Origin of the sequence: Streptomyces smaragdinus, assembly GCF_009604385.1 — a bacterium.
In the GTDB taxonomy this organism is placed as follows: domain Bacteria; phylum Actinomycetota; class Actinomycetes; order Streptomycetales; family Streptomycetaceae; genus Streptomyces; species Streptomyces smaragdinus.
Genome location: NZ_WEGJ01000011.1, coordinates 116,495 through 142,290 on the forward strand (window position 1 = coordinate 116,495; position 25,796 = coordinate 142,290).

A 25,796-nucleotide genomic window follows, 5' to 3' on the forward strand; every position below is an offset into this window, starting at 1 on the left:
TCAGGCGTGACAGGGCACCATCACGCCGCCGTTGAGCACTGCCATGTCGCCGAACGCCGCGAACGGGTCGAGGGGCGCGCCGAGCGGCCGCCCCTCGAGCTCGGCGTACGCGCGGTGCAGATTGGCGACCAGCCGGACGCTCTCCCGCAGCCCGGCGAACTCGCCGGGATCCGCCCCCCGCGCCGCCTCCAGCGGCGTCAGTCCCGCGGCGCGCGAGGTCTCCGCCAGCGCCGCGACGTACCGCAGATAGCGCTCCACCGTGTCGTACACCGACGGGTCGGTGACCGGCCCGTGGCCCGGGACCACCGTGCGGGCGCCCAGCGAGCGCAGCGTCTCCAGCGCCCGCAGCGACCCCGTCAGCGAGCCCATCGGCACGAACGGCGTGCCGCCGTGGAAGATCAGGTCGCCGGTGAACACGATGCGCTGCTGCGGCAGCCAGACGATCGTGTCGCCGGTGGTGTGCGCCGGACCCGGGTGGATCAGCTGGACCTCGCTGCCGCCGACATGCGCGGTGAGCCGCTCGCGGTACGTGATGTTCGGCGGCGTGATCTCGACGTCCCCGTACTCCACGTCCGGCCACAGCAGGTCCAGATGCCGGCCCGTCGCCAGCATCTCCGCCCGGCACTCGGTGTGGCCGACGATCGAGGCGCCGGACGCGAACACGCCGTTCCCGTACGTGTGATCGCCGTGGTAGTGGGTGTTGACCACGGTCGTCGGCAGCGGCGCCCCGCTGGCCAGCACCGCCGCGCGCAGCTGACGGGCGCGGGCCTCGGTGGCGGCGGTGTCGATCAGCAGGGTGGCGAGGCCGTCGCTGACGAACCCCGCGTTGTTCAGGCACCAGCCCCCGTCCGGCTGGACGTAGGCGTGCACCCCCGAGGTCAGCTCCATCACGTACGGGGCGCGCAGCGCGTCCACCGCCAGGTCCACGATCCCCGGCGGCGGACCGGCGGCGGGCAGCACCGCGCCGTTCTCGTCCGGGTGCAGCGGCTCCAGCTCCGCGAACTGCGAGCGCACCAGATCACGGGGCATCACGTGGTCCTTGCGCCCCGCCAGCCGCTCGGCGACCAGCTCCGGCGAGGCGTCCAGCTGCAGGAACACCACCCCGTGCACCGCCGCCGCGAGCCGGTCGCGCCAGCCGCGGCGCAGCGCCGAGCAGGTCACGATGCCCCCGCTGCCCGTCCGCGCGGCCAGCCAGCGCGCGATCGCGTCCAGCCACGGCTCCCGGTCCGCGTCGGTGAGCGGGGTGCCGCCGGCCAGCTTCTCCACGTTGTCACGCGGATGGAAGCCGTCGCCGTCGGTGAAGGGCAGGTTGAGCCGTTCGGCCAGCGCCTGCCCGACGGTCCTCTTCCCCGACCCGCTGACACCCGTCACCACGACAAGCGGCCCGTTCGCGGCCATCGGCATGTCCCCTCCCCGTACACACGGCACAACGACCCGAACTTACCGGGGCGGCCGGCGAAGCGGCTCGAGAGGTACGCGAATTCACCGGCGCGCCGCTCACCGCAGCACGACCACGGCGCACGCCGCCGCGCCCACCACACACCCGGCCGCCCCCCACATCCCCGCCGGGGCCACCTCCCGCGGCCGGCTCGGCGCCAGCGCCCGGATCCGCAGCTGCGCCACCACCAGGAACGCCACCCAGCTCAGCGCGACCAGCGCCCCCGCCGCGTACGCCGTCTCCGACGTCCGGCCGTGCAGCGCGGAGCGCACCCCGAGGACCGCCACGGCCGCGAACGCCAGCGTGGTGCGGCGCCACGCCATCCGGGTGCGCTCGGGCTGGGCGGCGGGATCGCGCGTCACCGGACCGGGCCGCCGAACACCACCACGCCCAGCACCACCAGCGCCGCCAGCACCGTGGCCACGGCCAGCGTCGCCGGGAAGCGCGACGGCGGCAGATCCTCGCCCCGGCGCATCGCGCGCTCGCACCGCACCCAGTGGTTCACCGCCCGCACCGCGCACAGCGCGCCGCCCGCCACCAGCACCGCCGCGATCGTCGTCCGGGCCGGGCTGCTCATCTCCGTCAGGAACTGGTCCGCCGCCAGTCCGCCGCCGACCAGGGCCAGCGCGGTGCGGATCCAGGCCAGGAACGTCCGCTCGTTCGCGAGGGAGAAACGGTAGTCGGGAGTGGTGCCCTCGGCCCGCATACGGGCGGGGGAGAACCACAGACGGAGCGAGGAGGGACGGGCCACGCCCCCGACCTTACGTGCCGCCCGCTACACCTCGCGGTACTCCGTGAGGTGCGTGTACGCCGCCAGCCCGTCCGGCACCCACGGCCACACCGCCAGCCGCCGCCCCAGCTCCGCGTCGTCGAGGAACGTCCACCAGGCGACCTCCTCCGGCTGCGGGGCGACCTGGTCGGAGGGCAGCGTGACCTCGTACACCCGGGCCCACTCCTTGATGTCCTCCGTCTCGTACAGGAGCGCGAACAGCTCCCGCGGCGCGGGCAGTCCGCTCACCCCCAGCTCCTCCTCCGCCTCGCGCAGCGCCGCCGTCTCGTACGACTCGCCCGCGCCGACGACGCCGCCGACGAACATGTCGTACAGCGAGGGGAACAAGAGCTTGTCGGCGGTGCGCCGGTGGACGAAGATCCGCCCGCGCGGGTCGCGCGCCATGACGAACACGCACCGGTGGCGCAGGTTCTTCGCGTAGACCTCGGCGCGTCGCGCCTGTCCGGTCACCGAGTCGTTCTCGTCGACGATGTCAAGGATTTCGTCGGCCGAGAGGATGCTGTGAGCTGTCTCTTCCGTCATAGCCCCATCCAACATCGTCGCCTAGAGTCACCGCCATGGCCGCTGTGTACATCGTCGACGCTGTCCGCACCCCGATCGGGAAGTACGCCGGAGCCCTCGCCGGCACCCGCCCCGACGATCTCGCCGCGCACGTCGTGCGGGAGCTCGCCGGCCGCAGCCCGGAGCTCGACCCGGCGCGGATCGACGACGTGTACTTCGGCAACGCCAACGGCGCGGGCGAGGAGAACCGCGACGTCGCCCGGATGGCCGTACTCCTGGCGGGCCTCCCGGTGACCGTCCCCGGCGTGACCGTCAACCGGCTGTGCGGCTCCGGGCTCGAGGCCGTCATCCAGGCCGCGCGGGCGATCGCCGCGGGCGACGCGTCCATCGCGATCGCCGGCGGCGTCGAGTCGATGACGCGGGCGCCGTGGGTGCTGCCCAAGCCCGAACGCGCCTTCCCCGCCGGGCCGCAGACCATGCACTCCACCACGCTCGGCTGGCGGATGGTGAACCCCGCGATGCCCGACGAGTGGACGGTCGCCCTCGGCGAGGGGGCGGAGCTGCTCGCCGACCGGTACGGGATCTCGCGCGCCGACCAGGACGCCTTCGCCCTGGCCAGCCATCAGAAGGCCGCGGCGGCCTGGGACGCGGGGCTGTACGACGGGGAGGTCGTCCCGGTCGCGGGCCTCACGCGCGACGAGTGCGTCCGTCCCGGCAGCACGCTGGAGGCGCTGGGCAGGCTGAAGCCGGTCTTCCGCGCCGACGGCGGTACGGTCACCGCCGGCAACTCCTCGCCGCTGAACGACGGCGCGGCGGCGCTGCTGCTGTGCGACGAGGCGGGGCTGGCGGAGCTCGGCCGCGAACCCCTGGCGCGGATCGGGGCGAGCGCGGTCACCGGGATCGAGCCGCAGTTCTACGGTCTGGGGCCGGTGCAGGCCGCCGAGCGGGCGCTGGAGCGGGCCGGGCGGGGGTTCGGTGACCTCGGGGTCGTCGAGCTGAACGAGGCGTTCGCCGCGCAGGCGCTGGCGTGTGTACGGCAGTGGAAGGACCTGGACCCCGCGGTCCTCAACCCGCGCGGGGGCGCGCTGGCGCTCGGGCATCCGCTGGGCGCGTCGGGGGCGCGGCTGGCGGGCGCGGTGGCCCATCAGCTGGCGGCGGCCGGCTCCGGGACGGGGCTGGCGTCGCTGTGCATCGGGGTGGGGCAGGGGCTGGCACTGGTTCTGGAACGGGATTAATTCCTACGCCTCCCCAGCGGTTGACGGCGGACACTCCGGTCATCAAGATCTAACCCACCGGTAACCAAAGAGGGGGCGGAGCCCATGGCGTACGACGCCGACGTCATCGTGATCGGAGCGGGCCTCGCCGGCCTCGCCGCCGCCGCCGAGCTGGCCGACGCCGGCCGCAAGGTGATCCTCCTGGACCAGGAACCGGAGCAGAACCTCGGCGGCCAGGCGCACTGGTCGTTCGGCGGACTGTTCTTCGTCGACTCCCCCGAGCAGCGGCGGATGCGGGTGAAGGACAGCCACGCGCTGGCGCTGCAGGACTGGATGGGCACCGCCGCGTTCGACCGCGAGGAGGACCACTGGCCGCGCAAGTGGGCCGAGGCGTACGTCGACTTCGCCGCCGGTGAGAAGCGGGCGTGGCTGCACGACATGGGCGTGCGGTTCTTCCCCGTCGTCGGCTGGGCGGAGCGCGGCGGGTACGACGCGCAGGGCCACGGCAACTCGGTGCCGCGCTTCCACATCACCTGGGGCACCGGCCCCGGCCTGGTCGCCCCGTTCGAGCGCCGGGTGCGCCAGGCCGCCGCGAACGGCCTGGTCGACCTGCGCTTCCGGCACCGGGTGACCGGACTGGGCCGCAGTGCCGGGTCCGTGGACACCGTGACGGGGGAGATCCTGGTCCCCAGCGAGGCCGAGCGCGGTACGCCCAGCAGCCGGGAGGTCGCCGGGGAGTTCGAGCTGCGCGCCCAGGCGGTGATCATCACCTCCGGGGGGATCGGCGGCAACCACGACCTCGTACGCCGGAACTGGCCGAAGCGGCTGGGCAAGGCCCCCGAGAAGATGCTCTCCGGCGTCCCCGCGCATGTGGACGGCCTGATGCTGGGCGTCGCGGAGGACGCCGGCGCGCGGCTGATCAACCGGGACCGGATGTGGCACTACACCGAGGGCATCGACAACTGGAACCCGATCTGGCCCAAGCACGCCATCCGGATCCTGCCCGGCCCCTCGTCCCTCTGGCTCGACGCCCGCGGCCGGCGGCTCCCGGCGCCGCTGTGGCCGGGGTACGACACGCTGGGGACGCTCGAGCACATCATGAGGTCGGGCCACGAGTACACGTGGTTCGTGCTGAACCAGCGCATCATCGGCAAGGAGTTCGCCCTCTCCGGCTCGGAGCAGAACCCGGACCTGACGGGCAAGTCGGTCCGCGACGTCCTCCAGCGCGGCCGCCAGCCGGTGCCCGGCCCGGTGAAGGCGTTCATGGACAAGGGCGCGGACTTCGTCGTCGAGAACAACCTGTCCGCGCTGGTCCGCGGCATGAACGCGCTGACGGAGGAGCCCCTGATCGACGAGGCGGACCTCCGCCGCCTGGTGGAGGCCCGCGACCGCGAAACGGCGAACCCCTTCACGAAGGACCTCCAGATCACGGCGATCCACGGCGCCCGCGCCTACCTGGGCGACAAGCTGATCCGCACGGTCGCCCCCCACCCCATCCTCGACCCCAAGGCGGGCCCCCTGATCGCCGTCCGCCTCAACATCATGACGCGCAAGACCCTGGGCGGCCTGGAGACGGACCTGTCCTCGCGCGTCCTGACGGAGACCGGCGACCCGCTGCCGGGCGTCTACGCGGCCGGCGAGACGGCGGGCTTCGGCGGCGGCGGCGTCCACGGCTACCGCTCCCTGGAGGGCACGTTCCTCGGCGGGTGCCTCTTCTCGGGGCGGACGGCGGGGCGGGCGGCGGCGAAGGCGCTGTAGGGGTTTTACGGTGGACGAGTTCGGCCCGTACCCGGGCAGGGCCGTGATGCTGACGCGACTGCTCTCGTACCGGGGACTCGACGCGGACACGGCGGACGTACGGGCGGTGCTGGACGGCGTGGAGCCCGATCCGGCGCTGGTCGCCCGGCTGGCGCCGGTGGTGGGACTGCACACGGCGGATCTGCACGCGGTGTTGTGGACGGAGGTCCCGGAGGAGCTGACGCCGCTGGATGCCGGGGCGGCCCGGACGATGCGCGAGCTGGTCCGGGACGCGACAGAGGCGTCCGTGGCGGACGCGCTTGCCTTCGCCCGGTCCCTGCCGCAGCATCCGCGAACCCCTCGGGACGGGTTCCCTCCGGCGGACCGCCCGATCCGGCCCACCCTCGGCGGGGTGCTGGTCCGTCTGCTGCGCAACCGGAACCTGGACCAGATCGGCATGGCCCGCACGCTCGCCTCCCTGACCCCGACCTATCTGTCCGTCTCCACGTACGCCATGATCGGCGCCGGCCGGGCGGAGCTGCGCCCCGGCTGGGTGGCGGACTTCGCCGCCGTCGTGGACCTCGACCCCGGCTGCCTGGCCGCCCTGACCGGCTTTCCGGTGCCCGATCCGCTGCCCGCGCGGGCGCCGATGACCGGCGCGTACGCCGAGCTGCTCTGGGAGATGCGGCGGCTCACCGCGGACCAGGTGGCCGAGGTCCACGCTCTGGTACGGGCCCGCGCCGGACGCTGAACCCGTCAGGAGGCGTCCGCCAGGACCTGCGTGAGCTGGTACGTCGTCGCCTTCGCCACCCGGGGATGCGTGGCCGCGTAGGACACGTACGCGTTCAGCCCCGTCGCCGCCGCCCACCCCAGGCCCCGGGCCCACGTCGCGTCGTCCACCTCCAGGGCCGCGCGGAACTCCCGGCGGGACGCGGGGGTCAGGGCCGTCCAGGCCGCCATCAGGTCGCAGGCCGGGTCGCCGAGGCCCAGGCCGCCGAAGTCGATCACCGCGGAGAGGCGGCCGTTCAGGGTCAGCAGATTGCCCACGTGGAAGTCGCCGTGGAACCACACCGGCGGGCCGCTCCAGGGGTCCGCGGCCAGGGCGTCCTCCCAGACCCGGGTCAGCGCCGCCGTGTCGAAGACCCCCTCGACCGCCGCGATCGCCTCCCGCGTACGGGCGTCCCGGTCGGCCAGGGCCCACGCCGACAGGTCCGACGTCGACCCGGCGCCCAGCGCCGCGGGCGGCGGCACCTCGCGCAGCGCCCGCAGGAATCCCGCGAGTTCCGTCGCCGCCTCCGGGCGCGAGGCCAGGCCCGAAGCCGTCGCCACCGTCCCGGGCAGCCACCGCACCACCGACCAGCGGTGCGGGAACCCGAACCCCGGCTCACCCACCGCCAGCGGGACGGGCACCGGCAGGGGGAGATGAGGAGCCAGCAGCGGCAGCCAGCGCTCGTCCTTCGACGCCTGGTGCGCCGCCCAGTCCCGGGGCAGCCGGACCGCCATGTCGTCCCCGAGCCGGAAGATCACGTGGTCCGACCCCGCGTCCGGCGCCTCCCGCAGCGACAGCCCCGCCCACGCGGGGAACCGCGCCGCCAGCAGCCTCCGTACCAGCGCGGCGTCAGCCATCCCGCCGCTCCACCATCCGGAACCGCTCCGCGACCACCGGCGTGTCGTCGTCCACCGTGAAGTCCGGGTCACCCATCGCCTCCCGGACCTCCGGCCCCTCCCAGAACGCCACGTGCGCCGCGCGCCAGCCGGCCACCGTGGTGTAGCCCTCGCCCTCGTCGCGCGCGTGCTCCCAGCCGACGTCCGCGAGGCGCAGCACCTCCACCGCCGTGATCTCCAGCACCGCGACCCGCCGCCCGGCCGAGTCGACGACGGCCGAGCGCTGCCCGACCACAGGCAGCTCCTCGTCGCAGGACGGCAGGTCGTACTCCGCCCGCAGTCCCGTCGTCGACGTCTTGGCACCGGACAGCACGGCGGCGACCAGCCGGTCGCGCAGGGGTCCCGGGAAGGCGAACTCGGCCTCGGGCAGCGCGGGATCATCGATCATCGCCCCACCGTAGGCCGGGCCGGGACCCGGCCGCACGTCATTTGCCCGACAGGTTCTCCGTCGCCGCCGGCGTCCCCGACGCCACCGCCTTCCCGCCGGAGCCGGAGTCCGTCCGCAGCACGCCCGCGCCCACCACCAGGCCCGTCGCCAGCACGGTGACCACCGTGAACGACACCGTCAGCGACGAGGCGTCCGCGATCGCGCCGATCGCCGCCGGGGCGATCAGACTCGAGCTGTACGTGATGGTCGCCACCCCCGCGATCGCCTGCGCCGGCGCCGGCCCCCGCCGCGCGGCGGCGCCGAACGCCAGCGGCACGACCAGCGCCATCCCGATACCCAGCAGCCCGAACCCGGCCATCGCCTGCGCCGCGTTCCCCGCGGTGACGACCAGCACCCCGCCGAGCACCCCGACCACCCCGCTCACCCGCACCGACCGTACGGGCCCGAAGCGTTCCACCACCCGGTCACCCAGCAGCCGGGCCACCGCCATCGTCAGCGCGAAGCCCGTGGTGCACGCCGCCGCCAGACCCGGGGAGGACTCCATCACGTCGCGCAGATACACCGCCGACCAGTCCAGGCTCGCGCCCTCCGCGAACACCGCGCAGAAGCCCACCGCGCCGATGACCAGCGCCGCCTTCGGCGGGAACGCGAAGTGCGGCGGCGGCTCCTCGTCCGGTGTGGAGCGCAGGTCCAGCACCCGGTGGCAGGCGACCAGCGCACCCGCCGCGAGGACGACGGCCGCGACGGCGAAGTGCGCCCGGGCGTCGAGGTCCGTGTGGGCGGCGACCGTACCGGCCGCGGAGCCGGTGAGGGTGCCGACGCTCCACATACCGTGCAGCCCCGACATGATGGGCCGGCCCAGCCGGGACTCGATCTCCACCCCGAGGGCGTTCATCGCCACGTCGGCGGTACCGGCCGTCGCACCGAACACGAACAGCGCCGGTCCCAGCGCGAGCCCGCTCGGGGCGAACGCCGGCAGCAGCAGCGCCAGACACCACAGCACCATCAGCGCCCGCAGCGCCGGCCGGGCGCCGAAGCGGTGCGTGATCCGCCCGGCGAGCGGCATGGCCGCCGCGGCGCCGAGCGCGGGGAAGCACAGCGCGAGCCCGAGCTGTCCGGCGCTGATGCCCGTGTGCTCCTGCACCCACGGCACCCGGGTCGCGAAGCTGCCCGTCACCGCGCCGTGCAGCGCGAACACCGCCGCGACCGCCACTCGGGACCGCCGTATGGCGACGTCGTCCGTACTCACGTGTTTTCCTCCCAGGTCTGGACCACCACCCTGACCCACGACCGGTGATCTGTCACGGGGGTATTGCTCACACGCGGAACAAAGCCAGCCGCGTCTCCACCACCACCGCGTCCAGTTCGTCCCGCCCGTCCGCCGTGTCCGGCAGCGCGCTGGAGTCCCGCGCCGCCTCCAGCACGGCGTGCAGCGCCGCCACGTCGGCCGCCGGCCGCTCGCCCGACGGCAGCCCGTCCCGTACCCCCAACGCCCCGTGTTCCGCCGACGCCTTCGCCGCGATCAGCTCGGCCACGTACGACGGCGCCTCCGGTACGAGCTCCGCCAGCGTCGGCAGATGGGCGACGACCTCGCCCGACCGCATCAGATGGATCCCCGTCAGCAGCACCCGCAGCGTGTACAGCAGCGGCTTCAGCTCCCCGGAGCGGGTGAACAGCCCCCACTGGGTGTTCGCGAACCCCCGGTAGTGGTGCGCGTGATGCCGGGTGACGAGCCGGGGGGCCAGCGCGGCCATCGTCTCGTGCGCCGGCGACGACCGGACCACCAGGGGCGACAGCAGCTGCTCCAGCACATAGCCGTTGCGCTTGAGCAGCAGCCGCGCGAACTTCGCCAGATCATGGGTGACGAGGTCCATCTCCACCCCGCCTTGGTCCCACATCCGGCTCACCGTCTCGCGCGGCGCCCGCAGCCCGACGACCTCCCGCAGCGGCAGCAGATGGCACCCGCGCAGATCCACGTCGGAGTCGGCGGACGGGAAGCCGTACAGATGCGCGCCGGAGACCGTCGCGAAGACGACCTGATGCTCGTACTCCTCGACGACCTCGTCCAGCCCGGGCGGCAACCCGGCGTCCCGCAGCGTGTCACGCATGCCCCAGCCCTCTCTCCCGTACGGAGACCAGCCACGCCTCCACCCGCCCCGTGTCCGGCTCCGCCGGCAGCGGACTGCCCTCGAGCGCCGCGTCGAGCCCGGCCACCAGCTCGGCGCGCCACGCCAGGATCTCCTCCCACGGCGTCTCGCCCCGCCCCACCGCCAGCAGCCGCTCCCGGTACGGGCCGACATCGATCACCATGCGGCCGGTGCGCAGCAGCCCCTCGGCGCTGATCAGCAGCCGCAGCATATGCAGCACGTGCTTCCACCTCGGCACCCCGTCCCGCGCCCGCCGGTTGTCGGCCTTCGCCAGCTGCCGGTCGGCGTACCGGCCGAAGGTGCGGTGCACCCGGCGGGACAGGAACGCCGGCGCCAGCGCCCGCAGCTCCTCGCCCCACCCGGTGCACCGCTCCACGACCGGGGAGTGCAGCACCTCCAGGAGGTTCGGGTTGCCCGCCAGCGCCAGCTCGCAGAACCGCTCCACCTCCCAGCTGAACTGCTCCGGCAGCGGCCCCTCCACATGCGTCGGCGGCTTCGTCAGCCGCCAGAAGTCCGCCGTGGGCGCCACGAAGACGCCCCGGCGGTCGGTGTCCGAGGCCTCGGTCGCCAGGCCGAAGGAGCGCGAGCCCGCCACGACGGACAGGATCGTGTGCTTCTCGACCAGCAGATGTTCGTACGACATGAGGGGCATGCTCCCGGGTGGGTACGACATCCGGCCACCGGTTTCAGCCGAGCTGCGGCGCCACCGCCGACGCGACCAGCTCCAGATGGTCGAGGTCGCCGAGGTCCAGGATCTGCAGATAGATCCGCTCCGTGCCGGCCTCGCGCCACTGCCCGATCCGCTCCACGACCTCCGCCGGGGTTCCCGCGATGCCGTTGGCCTTCAGCTCGTCGACCTCCCGCCCGATGGCCGCCGCGCGCCGCGCCACCTCCGCGTCGTCCTTGCCGATACAGGCGACGAGCGCGTTGGAGTAGACGAGGTCACCGGGATCGCGCCCGGCCTCGGCCACGGCCTCGCGGACCCGGGCGAACTGCTTCTTCGTGTCGTCCATCGAGGAGAACGGCATGTTGAACTCGTCCGCGTACCGCGCCGCCAGCGCCGGCGTGCGCTTCGCGCCGTGCCCGCCGACCAGCACGGGAATGTGCGCCTGCGCGGGCTTCGGGCGGGCCGGGGAGTCCGTCAGCCGATAGTGCGTCCCCTTGAAGTCGAACGTCTCGCCCTCCGGCGTCTCCCACAGCCCCGTGATCACCGCGAGCTGCTCCTCCAGCAGCCCGAACCGGGCCTTGGGGAAGGGAATGCCGTACGCGGTGTGCTCGGCGTCGTACCAGCCGGCGCCCAGCCCGAACTCCACCCGGCCCCCGGACATCCGGTCGACCTGCGCGACCTGGATCGCGAGCACCCCGGGCAGCCGGAACGTGGCCGCCGTCATCAGCGTGCCGAGCCGGATCCGCTTCGTCTCGCGCGCGAGGCCGGCCAGGGTGATCCAGGCGTCGGTGGGGCCGGGCTCGCCGGTGACGTCGCCCATGTGCAGATAGTGGTCGGAGCGGAAGAACGCGCTGAAGCAGCCGAGGTCCTCGGTGGCCTTCGCGACGGTGAGGAGGGTGTCGTAGGTGGCGCCCTGCTGGGGTTCGGTGAAGATACGCAGATCCATGCGGGTCATTCTGCGCCCTGACCGGGACCGGAGGACACCGTGCCCCGCCGGGCCGTCACCCGTGGGCGCGCCCCCACAGCACCGGCCAGCCGCCGGCGGTCAGCCAGGAGCGGGGGACACGCAGTCCGTCCGCCGCGACGCGGTCCCAGAAGGGCCCGGTGTCCACGCCGAGTTCCGCCACCACCGGCAGGGCGCGCCGCCAGGGGCCGTCCTCGTCGGCGAGGCTCGACGCCGGGTAGCCGGGGACGGTGATCTTGCGCGGGGGCGCCACCTGGACCAGCGCCGTCGCCGGCGGGCGCAGCAGCGCGGTCACCGTCAGGGCGCACAGCAGGGGGACGGTGGGACGGCGGGAGAGGGCGCGGGCGAGCGCCGGGTCGTCGTCGGACACCAGCCGGCCGAGGGCGGTGCGGATCCGGCGGGAGACGAGCTCCGCGGAGTACGCGGGGGCGAGCGCCGGGAGCCGGACGAGGTGGCGCAGGGAGCGGGGGAGGGGGGTGTCCTCGGTGAGCAGGGCGAGCGCCGAGTACCGCTCGCGCAGGGCGGGGTCGAGGCGGGCGACGGCGTCGGTGAGGGGGCGGGCGGCGGTGGCGGCCCAGAGGGTGCGGAGGCCGTCGGTGTCCGCCATGACGCGGCGGCGGGCTCGTACGAGGGAGTCCTGGTCCAGGCGGCGGAGGTGGGTGAGGGCGGCGTCCGGCGCGGTCCCGGCCAGGGCGGTGAACACCCCGGCGTACGGGTGCGGGGTGAGGAGGGCGGCGAGCGCGGGGCCGGCGGCCTCGTGGACCGGGGGCACCTTGCGCCGTGCCGGGCGCCCGGCGGCGTCCCGCTCGTCACGGGGTTCGGGCTCCGGGGGGCGTACGCCGGGCAGCGTGGTGACCCAGGCCCGGAAGCGACGCTCCAGCTCGGGGTCGGGTGTGGCGTTGAAGCGCCCGGCGATCTCGCTGATCCGCCAGCCACGGTGGGCGGGACGCTGGTGCAGCAGCTCGACGTTGGCCAGTACGGTGCCCCGCTCGTCGCACAGGGCGCCCAGCACGGACCGCCCGGCGGCGGCCCCCTCCGTGTAGAGGGAGCCCGCGATGCAGTTGCCCATGTACGCCGCCCACACCGCCAGGGTCCGCGCGCTGCGCGCCACCCGGAACCGGGCGGCGGTGCCCGGGACGACGCTCCCGTCCACCGCGGCCAGCGGCGGCGGCACGGGGAACTCGCCGCTCAGCGCCGCGCTGACGTCCACCCCGGCGAGCAGCGCGGCGGTGAACGCAGGCCAGTCGGCGGCCTTCGCGGGCCGGGCCCCGAGGGCGACGAGCTGGGCGGCGCCCGACACGGCGAGGGCGACGGAGTCGAGGCGCGGGGTGAGGGGGTCGGGTTCGGGTTCCGGGTCGTGGTCGAAGAACCGCCGGTCGCCGTGCCAGGGCCGGCCGGCCGCGTCGTGTCCGTACAGCCGGGCCAGGGCGTCCATCAGGTCGGCGTACCACCGCAGTTCGCCCACGATCTCGTCGCCGTCGGGGCGGTCCGCCGTGAGCCCGAAGCGGCTTTGGACCCACTCCGGGGCCGGTGGCCGGTCCGTCACGGCGAGCCCCGACCGCTCGCGCCAGGCAGCCATGGGCAGCCGGGCCCAGTCGCACAGCAGGGGATCGGGGTCCGAGCAGCCGACGTCTCCCAGCGCCACGACCTCGTCGGCGATCACCAGGGCGTAGTCACGGGCATGGGCCAGATACTCCCGTACCCGGTCCGCGAAGACGTCGTCCCGGGGCCCGTCGGACGCGTACAGATGGAGGAGCTCCCGCACCCGCACCCCGGGGCGGGCCGGCAGTCCGGTGAGGCCCGGCACCCGTTGCGTGGCCAGAAACAGCCAGCCGTCGCTGGTCCACTCGCCGGCCGCCGCGAGGAGCGGCTCGACCCGTGCCAGCCCCTCCACGGCGCCGTGGTCGCAGACGGCGACGGCCGCGTGCAGGAGGGCGGTGGCCGCGTACGCGTCGGCCAGCAGACGGTTGAGCACGTCGCGCCGGAGGTGCTCCGGCGGTATCCAACGGGCCAGGGCGCCGGGGGTGGTGGGCTGCCCCGGGGCGCGGTTCAGCTCGAACGACTGCAGGAACCGCTCGTCCTCGTGATGCTCCCGCCGCTCCCGCAGCGCCTCCGTCCGGTCCTGCTTCCCCTGCGACCCCAGCAGCCTTCGCCGCCGGGCGGCAGCCGCATGAACCCCCAGCGCCCGCCCCCACAGATCCACCACCAGCCCGAGCCGCCGCGCCCCCGGCACCGGCTCCAGCACCTGCCGCAGCTGCCCCGCCAGCTCCGACGCCGCCCCGCCCCCCACCGGATCGACGCCCTCCGGCGCCTCCAGCGCGAGGACCCGCTCCAGCTGCTCCGGCCCCAGCAGATCGCTGGCCGCCGACGCCAGCCGCACCGCCGCCCAGCGCCCCTCCCCGACCGCCCGCGTCGCCGCCGCCCCGACCCGCTTGGTGGCCTCGGGCCCGAACAACGCGACCAGCACCGCCCCCCGTTCCCCCACCCGCTCCGCGTCCTCGGGCCCCACGGCCCGCAGCGCCGCCAGCACCGCGTCCCGGTGATCCCCGCGCGCCCCCGCCAGCCGCGCCGACCGGAACCCCCCGCCCAGATCGACGCCGGCCCCCGCCGCCTCCACACCGCCGGCGGCGACCAGCCGCCGCAGCTGGGTCACGGCCCCCCGCGCCCGTACCTCGTCCGCGTCCGCGGGCCCCAGCGCCACGGCCGCCCCGGGCTCCCCCTCGTCGTCGGCCAGCGCCACCGGGCCGGCCGCCCCGGCGACCCAGGCCCGCCGGCCGGCCACCGTCACACCATCCGCAAGTTCACGTCTCATCGCCCAGCATGATGAGCCGCCGGCCCCCGGTGAGCCAACGGATTTTCGGCACAAGGCGGGAGTGTGCCCGATACCGGGCAAATTTCTTGGCACGGACGCCCGTTGTTCCTACGATCAGCCTGCGCAATACCCCCAGCACGAGCAGAAGGCAAGGTCACATGACGTCTCGGCCGTCCGTCACCCGCGACACCACACCGCGTGCCACTCCCGCCGCCACCCCGCCCCGGCGCACCACCGGCACCGCCGTATGGCTGGCCCTCGCCGCCGTGTACGTGGTCTGGGGCTCGACCTATCTGGCCATCCGCGTCACCGTCGAGACGATCCCGCCGTTCCTCTCCGCCGGCGCCCGCTTCGTCGTCGCCGGACTCCTGCTCGCGGCGTTCCTCGCTTGGCGCCGCGGGCCGGCCGTCCTGCGGCTCACCGGGCGGCAGCTCGCCTCGTCCGCGCTGGTCGGCCTGTTGCTGCTGCTCGGCGGCAACGGGCTGGTCGTGCTCGCGGAGACGGACATCCCGTCCGGGCTGGCCGCGCTGCTCGTCGCGAGCGTGCCGGTGTGGATCGTGCTGCTGCGCCGGGTGACCGGCGACCGGCCGGCCCCGGCCATGTACGGCGGTGTCGGGCTGGGGATGGCGGGCCTGGTGGTGCTGACGCTGCCGGGGCTCAGCGGCGACGTGCAGCTGGGCGGGGTGCTCACGGTCGTGGTGGGGACGCTGCTGTGGGCCGTCGGCTCCTTCTCCTCCGGCCGGCTGCCCATGCCGGCGGACCCGCTGGCGGCCAGCGCGTACGAGATGCTCGCCGGCGGACTGGGCTGCCTCGCCCTCGGATTCGCCCGCGGCGAGTACGGGGCGCTCGACATCGGTGAGATATCCGGCCGCTCGTGGGTGGCCCTCGCCTATCTGGTGGTGTTCGGCTCGCTGGTCGCCTTCACCGCGTACGTCTGGCTGCTGCACACCGCCCCGCTGTCCCTGGTCGCCACCTACGCGTACGTCAACCCGGTGGTCGCGGTGCTGCTCGGCGCGCTGATCCTGGGCGAGAGCGTCAGCTGGCCCATCGTCCTCGGGGGCGCGGTGGTCGTGTCCGGGGTGTGCGTCGTCGTCAGCGCGGAACGGCGGCCGGAATAGGCCGGGACACCGGAAAAGGCTTGGACGCGGGAGCCCCGGGCGCGAGAGACTGCGGGCTTTCCCGTTACCCCATGTGTGCGCACGGCGACGCGCTGTGCCACCGTGGCATGACCTCAAACAGGTGTGGGATGAAAACGCACGACGCACGAAAACACCCTCCCCGAAAAGGCCCCGTCCTCCTCGCCCTGCGCTACTACGGCCGGGAGATGGCCCGTCTCCGGCTGCTCGCCCTGCCCGGAATGCTCCTCCCGGCGTTCGGCAACATGGGCATCAGCTACGTCGCCCCGCTCGTCGTCGCCAAGCTCATCGGCCGGCTCGCCGACGACGCGTCGATGACCGCCGGCGACGCCCTGCCGTACGTCCTGGGCTTCGCCGGCGTCCTGCTGGTCGCCGAGCTGCTGTGGCGCCTGGGCCTGCACTGCCTCAACCGTCTCGACGCCCGCGGTATCGAGCAGCTCTACATCATCGGCATGGACGAGCTGTTCGCCAAGGACGCCTCCTTCTTCCACGACAACTTCGCCGGCTCGCTCACCAAACGGGTGCTGTCGTTCGCCTCCCGCTTCGAGGAGTTCGTCGACACCCTCACCTTCAGCGTCCTGGGCAGCCTGGTGCCGCTGCTGTTCGGGTCGGTGGTGCTCTGGCGGTACGAGCCGATGCTCGTCGTCGGCCTGCTGGCGATGATCGTCCTGACGGCGTGCGGGACGGCGCCCCTCATCCGCCGCCGGCAGGCGCTCGTCGACCGGCGCGAGGAGGCCATCGCCCGGGTGTCGGGCCATGTCGCCGACAGCCTGATGAACATGGACACCGTCCGCGCCTTCGCCGCCGAGGAGCGCGAGGCCGCCGAACACCGCTCCCGGGTCGCGGAGTCACGGCGGCTGTCGCTGCGGTCGTGGGACTACGGCAATCTGCGCATCGACACCCTCGTCGCCCCCATGTCCGTCCTGACCAACGCCCTGGGGCTGCTGCTCGCGGTCACCCTGGGAGGCGGCGGGCTGGGGGTGGAGGCGGTCGTCGTGGCGTTCACGTACTACACCAACGCGACGCGGATCATGTTCGAGTTCAACCAGATCTACCGCCGGCTCGAGAGCTCGATGACGGAGGCCGCGCAGTTCACCGAGCTGCTGCTGACCCCGCCGACCGTGCTCGACCCGCCGGAGCCGGAGCCGCTGCGGACCGATGCCGCCGCCGATGTGCGCTTCGAGCGGGTGACGTTCGCGCACGGCGGCGCGAAGCCGCTCTTTGAGGAGCTCTGTCTGGACGTGGCCGACGGCGAGAGGGTCGGCCTCGTCGGCAGGTCGGGCGGCGGCAAGACGACGCTCACCCGGCTGCTGCTGCGGATGACGGACATCGACGGCGGGCGGATCCTCATCGGCGGCCAGCCGATCCACCGGCTGCGCCAGCGGGATCTGCGGAGCCTGATCAGTTACGTGCCGCAGGACCCGGCGATGTTCCACCGCACCCTGCGGGAGAACATCGCGTTCGCCCGCCCCGGCGCCACCGACGCGGAGATCCGCCGGGCGGCCGAGGCCGCGCACGTCACGGAGTTCGCCGACACACTGCCGGAGGGCTTCGACACCATGGTCGGCGAACGGGGCATCAAGCTGTCCGGCGGCCAGCGCCAGCGGGTCGCCCTGGCCCGGGCGATCCTGCGCGACGCGCCGATCCTGCTGCTCGACGAGGCGACGAGCGCGCTGGACTCGGAGAGCGAGATCCTGGTCCAGGAGGCGCTGTGGGGGCTGATGTCCGGCCGTACGGCGCTGGTCGTCGCGCACCGGCTGAGCACGGTCGCCGGCATGGACCGGCTCGTCGTCCTGGACCGGGGGCGGATCCTGGAGCAGGGCACGCACCAGGAACTCCTCGCGCGGGAAGGCCCGTACGCCAGGCTCTGGCAGCACCAGTCCGGGGGCTTCCTGGACGACGACCCCAAGGCGGCGGTCCTCTCCTGACCGTCAGCCCGCCATCAGCTCCCGCGCCGCCGCCTCGATCCGCTCCTCGCTGAGCAGCACCGCCCCCGTGGCGGGACCGAGGGGCACGAAGCTGTCCGCGCCGGCGACCCGGGCCACCCGGCCCGGGAAGCCCGCGTCGGTCAGCGCCGTGCACACCGCCTCCGACACGCCCCCGGTACGCCGCGTCTCGTCGGCGACCAGCACCCGCCCCGTGGCCCGCGCCGCCGCCAGCAGGTCGGCGGCCGGCAGCGGGGCCAGCCAGCGCAGGTCCAGCACCCGCGCCCGGATCCCCTCCGCCGCCAGCCGGCGTGCGACGCGCAGGCACATGGGCACCCCGTTGGCGAAGCCGACCAGCGTCAGGTCCGCCCCGTCCCCGTACACCCGCGCCCGCCCCAGCGGCACGTCCGCCCCGGCCCACCCCGCCGGCTCCACGTACTCCGCCAGCCACCCGTCGTCCCCCGCCCGGTGCAGGTCACGGCGGTGGTAGAGGGCGATCGGCTCGAGGAACACGCAGACCCGGCCGTCGGTGCGCGCCGCCGACACACACGTGCGCAGCATGGCCGCCGCGTCGTCCGCCCGCGCCGGTGAGGCGATGACCAGGCCGGGGATGTCGCGCAGCGCGGCGACGGAGTTGTCGTTGTGGAAGTGGCCGCCGAAGCCCTTCTGGTACGCGTAGGCGGGGATCCGTACGACCAGGGGATTGCGGTACTGCCCGGCGGAGAAGAACGACAGCGTCGCCGCCTCGCCGCGCAACTGGTCGGCGGCGTTGTGCAGATACGCCAGGAACTGGATCTCCGGCACCGGTACGAACCCCGCCACCCCCGCCCCCAGCGCCGCGCCCAGGATGCTCTGCTCGTCCAGCAGCGTGTCGAACACCCGCCGCGCCCCGAACATCCGCCGCAGCCCCCGGGTCACCCCGTACACCCCGCCCTTGCGCCCCACGTCCTCCCCAAAAACCAGCACGTCACCGTCCCGCGCCAGCAGGTCGGCGAGCGTCCGGTTCACCGCCTGCGCCAGCGTCACCGCCCCCGCCCGCTCCGGCAGCCGCCCCCCGAACGCCCGCCGCCGTGCCCCGGCGCCGACCGGCCGCGCCGCGTCGGCCGCCACCGCGCCGGCCCGCAGGGGCGCGATCGGCGCCGTCACGACCACCGCCGACGTCAGCGTCGCCGCCCCCCGCACCTCACCGGCCAGCGCCGCGACCTCCCGCCCGATCCGCTCGTACCGCGCCACCAGCTCCCCGGGCCCGGCCACCCCCGCCCCGGCGAGCAGCCGTCCGGTGGCGACCAGCGGATCACGCTCCACATCCGCCCCGATGTCCGCCGCCGTCCGGTAGGCGGACTCCACGTCCGACCCCGCGTGCCCCAGCAGCCGCACCGTCCGCAGATGCAGGAACGCCGGCCGCCGCCGCGACCGCACGTACTCCGCCGCCTCCACGGCGGCCTCGTACGCGCCGAACAGATCGCACCCGTCCGCGGCGACGTACCGCAGCCCGGGCCGATGCCCGTACGCCTGCTCGATCCAGCCCGGGGGAGTGGGCACGCTGATCCCCAGCCCGTTGTCCTCGCACACCAGCAGCAGCGGCATGTCGAGCCCCTGGTACGCGCTGTGCAGCGCCGCCCCGATCGCCCCGGCGGCCGTGGAGTGGTTGGCGGAGGCGTCCCCGAAGGAGCACACGACCACCGAGTCCGCCGGCCACCGCAGCTCCCGCCCCAGCGCCGCGCCCCGGCCCAGCGCGAACGCCAGCCCCATCGCGCGCGGCAGATGCGAGGCGATGGTCGAGGTCTGCGGCAGCACCGCGGCGGCCGCGTTGCCGAAGACCTTGTGCCGTCCGCCCGAGATCGGGTCCTCGGCCGCCGCGACGACCCCCAGCAGTACGTCCCGCAGCGGCCGGGGCACGCCCGCCTGCCGGGCACGCTCCAGGAAGAAACCGCCCGAGCGGTAGTGCAGCAGCGCCGGATCCGTCGGCCGCAGCGCCGCCGCGACGGCCGCGTTGCCCTCGTGCCCGGACGAGCCGATGCTGTAGTACCCGGCGCCCTCGGCCGTCAGCTGCCGGGCGGCGAAGTCCAGGTGCCTCGACCCGGCCTGGGCGTCGAACAGCTCCAGCGCCCGCGTCCCGCCGAGCCCCGGCGGCAGCACCCCGTCCGCCGAAAGCGGAGGGAGCGCGCCGAGCGCCTCCCTGGTGTACGCGTCCAGGTCCCGCCATGCCTCGCCCACGCCGCTGTCCCCTTTCTCCGGGTACCAAGATCACTGCCGCGGGCGGCGTTGGCAAGCCGTCTGACGTGCCGAAGTCTTGAACGCGGCCGCCGTGGGCAGGCGTTGGGGACACGTCCGCGACAACCCTTGACATGACCCCGGAGTAGCTAGATCCTTTCCGCCATCCGGTAGATCGCTACCGCCTGGCGGAGTACGTTCGTCATACACCACACCCGGGGGCCGGGAGGCAGTTCAACGATGAACCAGCAGCAGCACGCCCCCGTTCCGCCGGACACCGGCGGTCCGGTGCACGACCCGGTCCGCGCCGAGCGTCTCGCCGCCCGGCTGCGCGCCGCCCTGGGGCCCGGGAAAGTGCTGAGCGACCCGGCCCAGTTGCGTACGTACGAGTGCGACGGGCTGGCCGTCTACCGTGTCCGCCCCGCCGTCGCCGTCCTCGCCGGGGAGCGCGACGACGTGGTGCGCACGGTGCGGATCTGCGCCGAGGAGGGCGTGCCGTTCGTCGCCCGCGGCTCCGGGACCGGGCTGTCCGGCGGGGCCGTCCCGGTCGCCGACGGGGTGCTGATCGTGCTGTCCCGCCTGCGCCGCATCCTGGACGTCGATCCGGACAACGCCCGCGTACGGGTCGAACCGGGCGTCATCAACCTCTGGGTCACCCGCGACGCCGCCCCGCACGGTCAGGCCTACGCACCCGACCCGTCGTCGCAGCAGGTGTGCTCCATCGGCGGCAACGTCGCGGAGAACGCCGGCGGCGCGCACTGCCTCAAGTACGGCTTCACCGTCAACCACGTCACCGGCGCCGAGGTCGTCCTCCCCGACGGCGACGTGGTGCACCTGGGCGGCACCGCCCCCGAACACCCCGGGCTGGACCTGCTCGGCGCGTTCGTCGGCAGCGAGGGCACCCTGGGCGTGACCACCGAGGTCACCGTGCGCACCATCCAGGCCCCCGAGACCGTACGGACCATGCTGGTCGGCTTCCACACCGTGGAGGACGCCGCCGGGACCGTCAGCGACATCATCGCCGCCGGCATCCTGCCCGCCGCCATCGAGATGATGGACGCCCTCGCCGTCGAGGCCGCCGAGGCCGCCGTCCAGTGCGGCTACCCGGAGGGCGCCCGGGCGGTGCTGGTCGTCGAACTCGACGGCCCGCGGGTCGAGGTGGACGCCCTGTTCACGCAGGTCGAGGAGATCGCCGGGCGGCGGCACGCCTTCGAGATCCGCATCGCCGCCGACGACGCCGAGCGCGCCCTGATGTGGCGCGGCCGCAAGTCCGCGTTCGCCGCGGTGGGCCGGATCAGCCCCGCGTACTACGTGCAGGACGGCGTCATCCCGCGCACCCGGCTGCCCGACGTCCTCACCGAGATGGGCCGCCTCGCCGACGAGGCGGGCGTCCGCGTCGCCAACGTCTTCCACGCCGGCGACGGCAATCTGCACCCCCTCATCCTCTTCGACGACAAGCAGCCGGGCGCGGCCGAGGCCGCGGAGGAACTCGGCATGGCGATCCTCGACCTGTGCGTCGACGCCGGCGGCTCCATCACCGGCGAGCACGGCGTGGGCCTGGAGAAGAAGGGCAAGATGACACGGCAGTTCAGCGCCGACGACCTCGACACCATGCAGCTCGTGCGCTGCGCCTTCGACCCGGCGGGCCTGGCCAACCCGGGCAAGCAGTTCCCCACCCCCCGCCTGTGCGGCGAGCGCCCCGGCGTACGGACGGCCGCCGACACCCACGATCCGGCGCTGGGCGAGGTGTTCTGACGATGACCTTCGCGGGCGTCGAACCCAAGGAGACCGTGAGCCCCGCCACCGCCGGGGAGGTCGCCGCGCTGCTGCGGGACACGTCCGGCAGCGTCGTCCCCATGGGCTCCGGGACGAAGACCGGCTGGGCCGCGCCGCCCGCCTCGTGCGACGTGCTGCTGCGCACCGGCGGGCTGGACCGGGTCACCGAGCACGAGCCCGGCGACCTCGTCGTCGTCGCCGAGGCCGGTGTGCGGCTCGGTGAACTGCAGCGCCGGCTGGCCCCGTACGGGCAGCAGCTCGCGCTCGACCCGCCGGAGCCGGACGCCACCCTGGGCGGCATCGTCGGCGCCAACGCCTCCGGCCCGCGCCGGCTGCGCTACGGCACGGTGCGCGACCTGCTCATCGGGGTCACCGTCGTGCTGGCGGACGGCACGGTGGCGAAGGCGGGCGGGAAGGTCGTGAAGAACGTCGCCGGCTACGACCTGGGCAAGCTCTACACGGGGGCGCACGGCGCGCTCGGCGTCGTCGTCTCCACCAGCTGGCGCCTGCACGCGCTGCCGGCCGCCCGCACCGCTGTCGTCGCTCCCGTGGAGAGCGCCGCCGAGGCAGGGCAGCTGGCGAGCCGTATCGCCCGCTCCACGCTGACGCCCACCGCCGTCGAACTGCGCTGGTCGGAGGGCCACGGCGAACTCGTCGTCCTCTTCGAGAGCATCGAGGCCTCCGTGACCGCCCAGTCGCAGGCGGCGATCACCCGGCTGGGGCGCGGCGTGTGCGCCGACGACGTGCCGGAGTGGTTCGGCCGCCGGCCCGGGGGCGACGGCGACCTCGTACTGCGCCTGGCGTACGAGCCGTTCGCGCTGCCGCGGGTCCTCGACGCCCTCCCCGCGCCCGCCGTCACCACCGCCTCCGCCTGCACGGGCGTCGCCTACGCCGCCGTCCCCGCCGGCACCGACCTCGCCGCCCTGCGGGCCGCGCTCGCCCCGTACGACGGCTCCGCCGTGGTCCTGCGGGCGCCCGGCGCGCTGCGGGCGGAGGACCACTGGGGTCCCGTACCCGACTCCTTCGGCCTGATGAAACGGGTCAAGGACCAGTTCGACCCCCGCGGGCGCCTGTCGCCCGGCCGACTGCTCGGAGGGCTGTGATGACCGCAGAGAACACCGCCCCGCCCGCCCCCCAGGGCGGCCCCGTCGCCCGTACCGCGTCCGCCGCCACCGTCGGCCTCGGCATGCCCGCCCTGCGCCCGCCCGCGGACGGCGCGTTCGACGGACACCACCCGCCGGACGCCGCCCTCGTCGGCGACTGCGTCCACTGCGGCTTCTGCCTCCCCACCTGCCCCACCTACGTGCTGTGGGGCGAGGAGATGGACAGCCCCCGCGGACGCGTCGACATCATCAAGGGCGGCCTCGAGGGCGACGCCTTCGACGCCTCCAGCGTCCGCCACCTCGACCAGTGCCTGGGCTGCATGTCCTGCGTCACGGCCTGCCCGTCGGGCGTCCAGTACGACAAGCTCATCGAGGCCACCCGCGCCCAGCTCGAGCGCCGCGTCGAACGCCCCCGCGCCCAGCGCCTCCTGCGCTCCGCGATCTACGGCCTCTTCCCCTACCCCCGCCGGCTGCGCGCCCTGCGCGGCCCCCTGCGCGCCTACCAGGCGGGCCGCCTGGGCCGGCTGCTGGCCCGTACCGGACTGCTCCGGAAACTCCCCGCCGGCCTGCGGGCCATGGAGTCCCTGGCCCCCAGACTCGGCCCCGTCCCCGACATCCCGGCCCACACCCCCGCGGCCGGCACGAAACGCGCCACCGTCGGCCTGCTCACCGGCTGCGTCCAGGGCGCCTTCTTCCCCGACGTCAACGCCGCCACTGTCCGCGTCCTGGCGGCCGAGGGCTGCGACGTCGTCGTACCGCGGCGGCAGAGCTGCTGCGGGGCCCTGTCCGCGCACGGCGGCCGCGAACCCGAGGCCCTCGCCTTCGCCAAGCAGGTCATCGAGACCTTCGAGGCCGCGGACGTCGACACGATCGTCGTCAACGCCGCCGGCTGCGGCTCCAACCTCAAGGAGTACGGCCACCAGCTGCGCGACGAACCCGGGTGGGCCGCCCGCGCCGAGGCCCTGGCCACCAAGGTCCGCGACGTGGCCGAACTCCTCGACGAGCTGGGCCCGGTCGCCGAACGCCACCCCCTGCCGGTGACCGTCGCCTACCAGGACGCCTGCCATCTCGCCCACGCCCAGGGCGTACGCGACCAGCCCCGCCGTCTGCTGCGCGGCGTCCCCGGCGTGGAGCTGCGGGAGATCGCCGAACCGGAGCTGTGCTGCGGCAGCGCCGGCACGTACAACCTGCTGCACCCCGAACCCGCCGCCGAACTCGGTGAACGCAAGGCCCGCGCGGTGCTCGCCACCGGCGCCGAGCTGATGGTCACCGCCAACCCCGGCTGCTGGATGCAGGTGTCCGCGACCCTCGCCCGCCTGGGCGAACGCATCGCGGTCGCCCACACCGTGCAGATCCTCGACGCCTCCCTGCGGGGCGTCCCCGCCGACCAGCTGCTGGCGCGGGCGCTCGACGGTCCCGGGACCTCGACCGCCCCCGCCCGCCCGAGGAACAGCGCCACCCCAGGGTCACCCGCCTGAGGGACAACCCCCACACGCCCCCGGGCCGGATCCGGCCGACCACTCCCTGTCACGCCCTGACCGAAGGAGCTGCTTCATGCTGCTCGCGGCACCACCTCACGTATCCCTCGCCACCTACCACCAGGACTACAGTCCCCTCGGCGACTCGCTCGGCCTGTCCTCCCTCGTCGCGATCCTCCCGCTCGTGGTGCTCTTCATCCTGCTGGGCGCCCTGCGGATGACCGCCTGGAAGGCCGCGCTGATATCCCTCGCCGTGGCGGTCGTGATCGCCGTCGGCGTGTACTCCATGTCGATCGCGGACACGCTCAACAGCGGACTGCTGGGCGCCGCGTTCGGGTTCTTCCCGATCATGTGGATCGTCATCAACGCGATCTGGGTCTACAACCTGACCGTGGAGACCGGCCACTTCGACGTGCTGCGCCGGTCCTTCGCCTCGATCAGCGACGACCAGCGGGTCCAGGCCATCCTCATCGCGTTCTGTTTCGGCGCCCTGATGGAGGCCCTGGCCGGCTTCGGCACCCCCGTGGCCATCAGCGCCGTCATGCTCATCGCGCTGGGCTTCAAGCCGCTGAAGGCCGCGACCGTCGCCCTGGTCGCGAACACCGCGCCGGTGGCGTTCGGCGCCCTCGCCGTGCCGATCACCACGCTGTCCGGGGTCACCGGCGAGTCCGTGAACGACCTGGGCGCCATGGTGGGCCGGCAGACGCCGGTGCTGTCCGTGTTCGTGCCGCTGGCGCTGGTGTTCATCGTCGACGGCAAGCGCGGCCTGCGCCAGACCTGGCCGCCGGCGGTCGTGGCGGGCGTGGTGTTCGGCGCCTTCCAGTACCTGTCGGCGAACTACTGGTCCGTCCCGCTCGCCGACATCATCGGCGCGCTGGCGGCGGCGCTCGCGATCCTGGTGTTCACCCGGTTCTGGCACGCGGCCGAGGGATACGTGGAGACGGACACCGACGACGACGGCCCGGCTCCCGCCGCAGGCACCGGCGGCACCCGGGTCGCCACCGACACGCAGCCCGTGGTCCGGGACACGCCGGTCGAGGTCTTCCGGGCGTACGCCCCGTATCTGGCGATCATCGTCGTCTTCGTCCTGGCCACCCGCGTCCCCGCGATCACCGGCAAGCCCCCGAAGGGCGTCGGCGAGTCCGGCACCGGCCTCGAGGCGGCCACCCGGATCGTCAACTGGCCCGGGCTGCACATCTTCAACGCGGCGGGCGACCCGGTCGCGACGACGTTCAAGCTCAACTACCTCTCCGCGGCGGGCACCCTGCTGCTGCTCTCCGGCCTGATCACCATGGCCGTGCTCAAGGTCGGGGCGGGCGCCGGGGTCCGCGCGTACGGGGCGACGCTCAAGCAGCTGAAGACCGCGATCCTGACCGTCATGCTGGTGCTCGCCCTGGGCTTCATCATGAACGAGTCCGGCCAGACCACCACCCTCGGCCTGTGGATGGCGGGCGCCGGCGCGGCGTTCGCGTTCCTCTCCCCGATCCTGGGCTGGCTGGGCGTGGCCGTCACCGGCTCCGACACCTCGTCGAACTCCCTGTTCGGCGTGCTGCAGATCACCGCCGCGTCCAAGGCGGACCTGTCGCCGATCCTGATGGCGGCCGGCAACTCCTCCGGCGGCGTCCTGGGCAAGATGATCTCCCCGCAGAACCTCGCCATCGCGGCGTCGGCGGTGGGCTTCCAGGGCAAGGAGGGCATCCTCTTCCGCCGGGTCGTCGGCTGGAGCGTGGTGTTCCTGGCCTTCATGTGCGTGCTGGTGTATCTGCAGAGCACACCGGTGCTGGAGTGGATGGTGGTGGGGAAGTAACGGGTGCGGCCGTCGGCCCCTCCGGGGCCGGCGG

Annotated in this window: 21 protein-coding genes and 1 pseudogene; 9 read left to right on the top strand and 13 right to left on the bottom strand. The window is 74.2% G+C overall.

Features of this window, described 5'->3' with window-relative positions; all coding sequences use genetic code 11:
• From SRB5_RS36535 to SRB5_RS16935, 5 genes and pseudogenes are all read right to left on the bottom strand, one after another.
• Positions 1–888: an MBL fold metallo-hydrolase gene (locus SRB5_RS36535; protein WP_228390118.1), complete on the bottom strand. Its 888-nt coding sequence runs from the start codon at positions 886–888 to the stop codon at positions 1–3.
• An 87-nt stretch (positions 889–975) separates the two neighbouring features.
• A pseudogene (locus SRB5_RS36540) lies at positions 976–1,404 on the bottom strand (gluconokinase); the annotation flags it as partial.
• A gap of 93 nt (positions 1,405–1,497) precedes the next feature.
• Entirely contained in the window at positions 1,498–1,800 is a 303-nt protein-coding gene (locus SRB5_RS16925) for a DUF202 domain-containing protein (protein WP_323378023.1), read from the bottom strand.
• Complete coding sequence (locus SRB5_RS16930) at positions 1,797–2,144, bottom strand: YidH family protein (RefSeq protein WP_153452913.1); 348 nt, start codon at positions 2,142–2,144, stop codon at positions 1,797–1,799. The genes SRB5_RS16925 and SRB5_RS16930 overlap by 4 nt, the downstream gene beginning before the upstream one ends.
• A 69-nt stretch (positions 2,145–2,213) precedes the next feature.
• Positions 2,214–2,750, bottom strand: coding sequence for an NUDIX hydrolase (locus SRB5_RS16935; RefSeq protein ID WP_153452819.1), 537 nt, complete (start codon positions 2,748–2,750; stop codon positions 2,214–2,216).
• Between the two features lie 35 nt (positions 2,751–2,785).
• Between SRB5_RS16935 and SRB5_RS16940 the strand changes: the two genes are divergently transcribed.
• The 3 genes from SRB5_RS16940 to SRB5_RS16950 all read left to right on the top strand — a co-directional run bounded on the left by SRB5_RS16940 (position 2,786) and on the right by SRB5_RS16950 (position 6,431).
• Positions 2,786–3,964 (top strand): thiolase family protein, encoded by a 1,179-nt coding sequence (locus tag SRB5_RS16940; protein WP_153452821.1) that lies wholly within the window; start codon positions 2,786–2,788, stop codon positions 3,962–3,964.
• 84 nt (positions 3,965–4,048) lie between these two features.
• The gene (locus SRB5_RS16945; protein WP_153452823.1) at positions 4,049–5,701 is read left to right on the top strand and encodes an FAD-binding dehydrogenase; all 1,653 of its coding nucleotides are present in this window, start codon (positions 4,049–4,051) and stop codon (positions 5,699–5,701) included.
• Positions 5,702–5,711: 10 nt separating this feature from the next.
• Positions 5,712–6,431 carry a hypothetical protein gene (locus SRB5_RS16950; RefSeq protein WP_153452825.1) on the top strand — a complete coding sequence of 240 codons (720 nt, stop codon included), beginning with the start codon at positions 5,712–5,714 and terminating at the stop codon, positions 6,429–6,431.
• A 5-nt stretch (positions 6,432–6,436) separates the two neighbouring features.
• On the opposite strand, the gene SRB5_RS16955 is transcribed toward SRB5_RS16950, so the two are convergent.
• The 7 genes from SRB5_RS16955 to SRB5_RS16985 form a co-directional block, all read right to left on the bottom strand.
• Positions 6,437–7,306, bottom strand: coding sequence for an aminoglycoside phosphotransferase family protein (locus tag SRB5_RS16955; RefSeq protein ID WP_153452826.1), 870 nt, complete (start codon positions 7,304–7,306; stop codon positions 6,437–6,439).
• On the bottom strand, positions 7,299–7,733 hold the full coding sequence (locus tag SRB5_RS16960; protein WP_153452828.1) for an ASCH domain-containing protein: 435 nt from the start codon (positions 7,731–7,733) through the stop codon (positions 7,299–7,301). The genes SRB5_RS16955 and SRB5_RS16960 overlap by 8 nt, the downstream gene beginning before the upstream one ends.
• 37 nt (positions 7,734–7,770) lie before the next feature.
• Positions 7,771–8,982, bottom strand: a complete 1,212-nt coding sequence (locus SRB5_RS16965; RefSeq protein ID WP_323378024.1) for an MFS transporter — start codon at positions 8,980–8,982, stop codon at positions 7,771–7,773.
• 67 nt (positions 8,983–9,049) lie between these two features.
• Positions 9,050–9,841, bottom strand: a complete 792-nt coding sequence (locus SRB5_RS16970; protein WP_153452830.1) for a nucleotidyltransferase domain-containing protein — start codon at positions 9,839–9,841, stop codon at positions 9,050–9,052.
• Positions 9,834–10,523, bottom strand: a complete 690-nt coding sequence (locus tag SRB5_RS16975) for a nucleotidyltransferase domain-containing protein (RefSeq protein WP_153452832.1) — start codon at positions 10,521–10,523, stop codon at positions 9,834–9,836. The genes SRB5_RS16970 and SRB5_RS16975 overlap by 8 nt, the downstream gene beginning before the upstream one ends.
• A gap of 43 nt (positions 10,524–10,566) precedes the next feature.
• Positions 10,567–11,493, bottom strand: a complete 927-nt coding sequence (locus SRB5_RS16980) for an LLM class F420-dependent oxidoreductase (protein WP_153452834.1) — start codon at positions 11,491–11,493, stop codon at positions 10,567–10,569.
• 55 nt (positions 11,494–11,548) lie between these two features.
• Positions 11,549–14,323 (bottom strand): hypothetical protein, encoded by a 2,775-nt coding sequence (locus SRB5_RS16985; protein ID WP_153452836.1) that lies wholly within the window; start codon positions 14,321–14,323, stop codon positions 11,549–11,551.
• A 158-nt stretch (positions 14,324–14,481) separates the two neighbouring features.
• On the opposite strand from SRB5_RS16985, the gene SRB5_RS16990 reads away from it, so the two are divergent.
• Entirely contained in the window at positions 14,482–15,441 is a 960-nt protein-coding gene (locus SRB5_RS16990) for an EamA family transporter (RefSeq protein WP_153452837.1), read from the top strand.
• 128 nt (positions 15,442–15,569) lie between these two features.
• A complete protein-coding gene (locus SRB5_RS16995) occupies positions 15,570–17,387 on the top strand; it encodes an ABC transporter ATP-binding protein (RefSeq protein ID WP_153452839.1) in 1,818 nt (605 codons plus the stop codon).
• A gap of 3 nt (positions 17,388–17,390) precedes the next feature.
• On the opposite strand, the gene SRB5_RS17000 is transcribed toward SRB5_RS16995, so the two are convergent.
• Positions 17,391–19,601, bottom strand: coding sequence for a transketolase C-terminal domain-containing protein (locus SRB5_RS17000; RefSeq protein ID WP_323378025.1), 2,211 nt, complete (start codon positions 19,599–19,601; stop codon positions 17,391–17,393).
• 237 nt (positions 19,602–19,838) lie between these two features.
• On the opposite strand from SRB5_RS17000, the gene SRB5_RS17005 reads away from it, so the two are divergent.
• The 4 genes from SRB5_RS17005 to SRB5_RS17020 all read left to right on the top strand — a co-directional run bounded on the left by SRB5_RS17005 (position 19,839) and on the right by SRB5_RS17020 (position 25,762).
• Entirely contained in the window at positions 19,839–21,353 is a 1,515-nt protein-coding gene (locus tag SRB5_RS17005) for an FAD-linked oxidase C-terminal domain-containing protein (RefSeq protein ID WP_153452840.1), read from the top strand.
• A 2-nt stretch (positions 21,354–21,355) separates the two neighbouring features.
• Positions 21,356–22,477, top strand: a complete 1,122-nt coding sequence (locus tag SRB5_RS17010; protein ID WP_153452841.1) for an FAD-binding oxidoreductase — start codon at positions 21,356–21,358, stop codon at positions 22,475–22,477.
• The gene (locus SRB5_RS17015; protein ID WP_228390106.1) at positions 22,477–23,955 is read left to right on the top strand and encodes a (Fe-S)-binding protein; all 1,479 of its coding nucleotides are present in this window, start codon (positions 22,477–22,479) and stop codon (positions 23,953–23,955) included. The genes SRB5_RS17010 and SRB5_RS17015 overlap by 1 nt, the downstream gene beginning before the upstream one ends.
• 76 nt (positions 23,956–24,031) lie before the next feature.
• On the top strand, positions 24,032–25,762 hold the full coding sequence (locus SRB5_RS17020) for an L-lactate permease (RefSeq protein WP_153452842.1): 1,731 nt from the start codon (positions 24,032–24,034) through the stop codon (positions 25,760–25,762).
• The last annotated feature ends 34 nt before the right edge of the window (positions 25,763–25,796 follow it).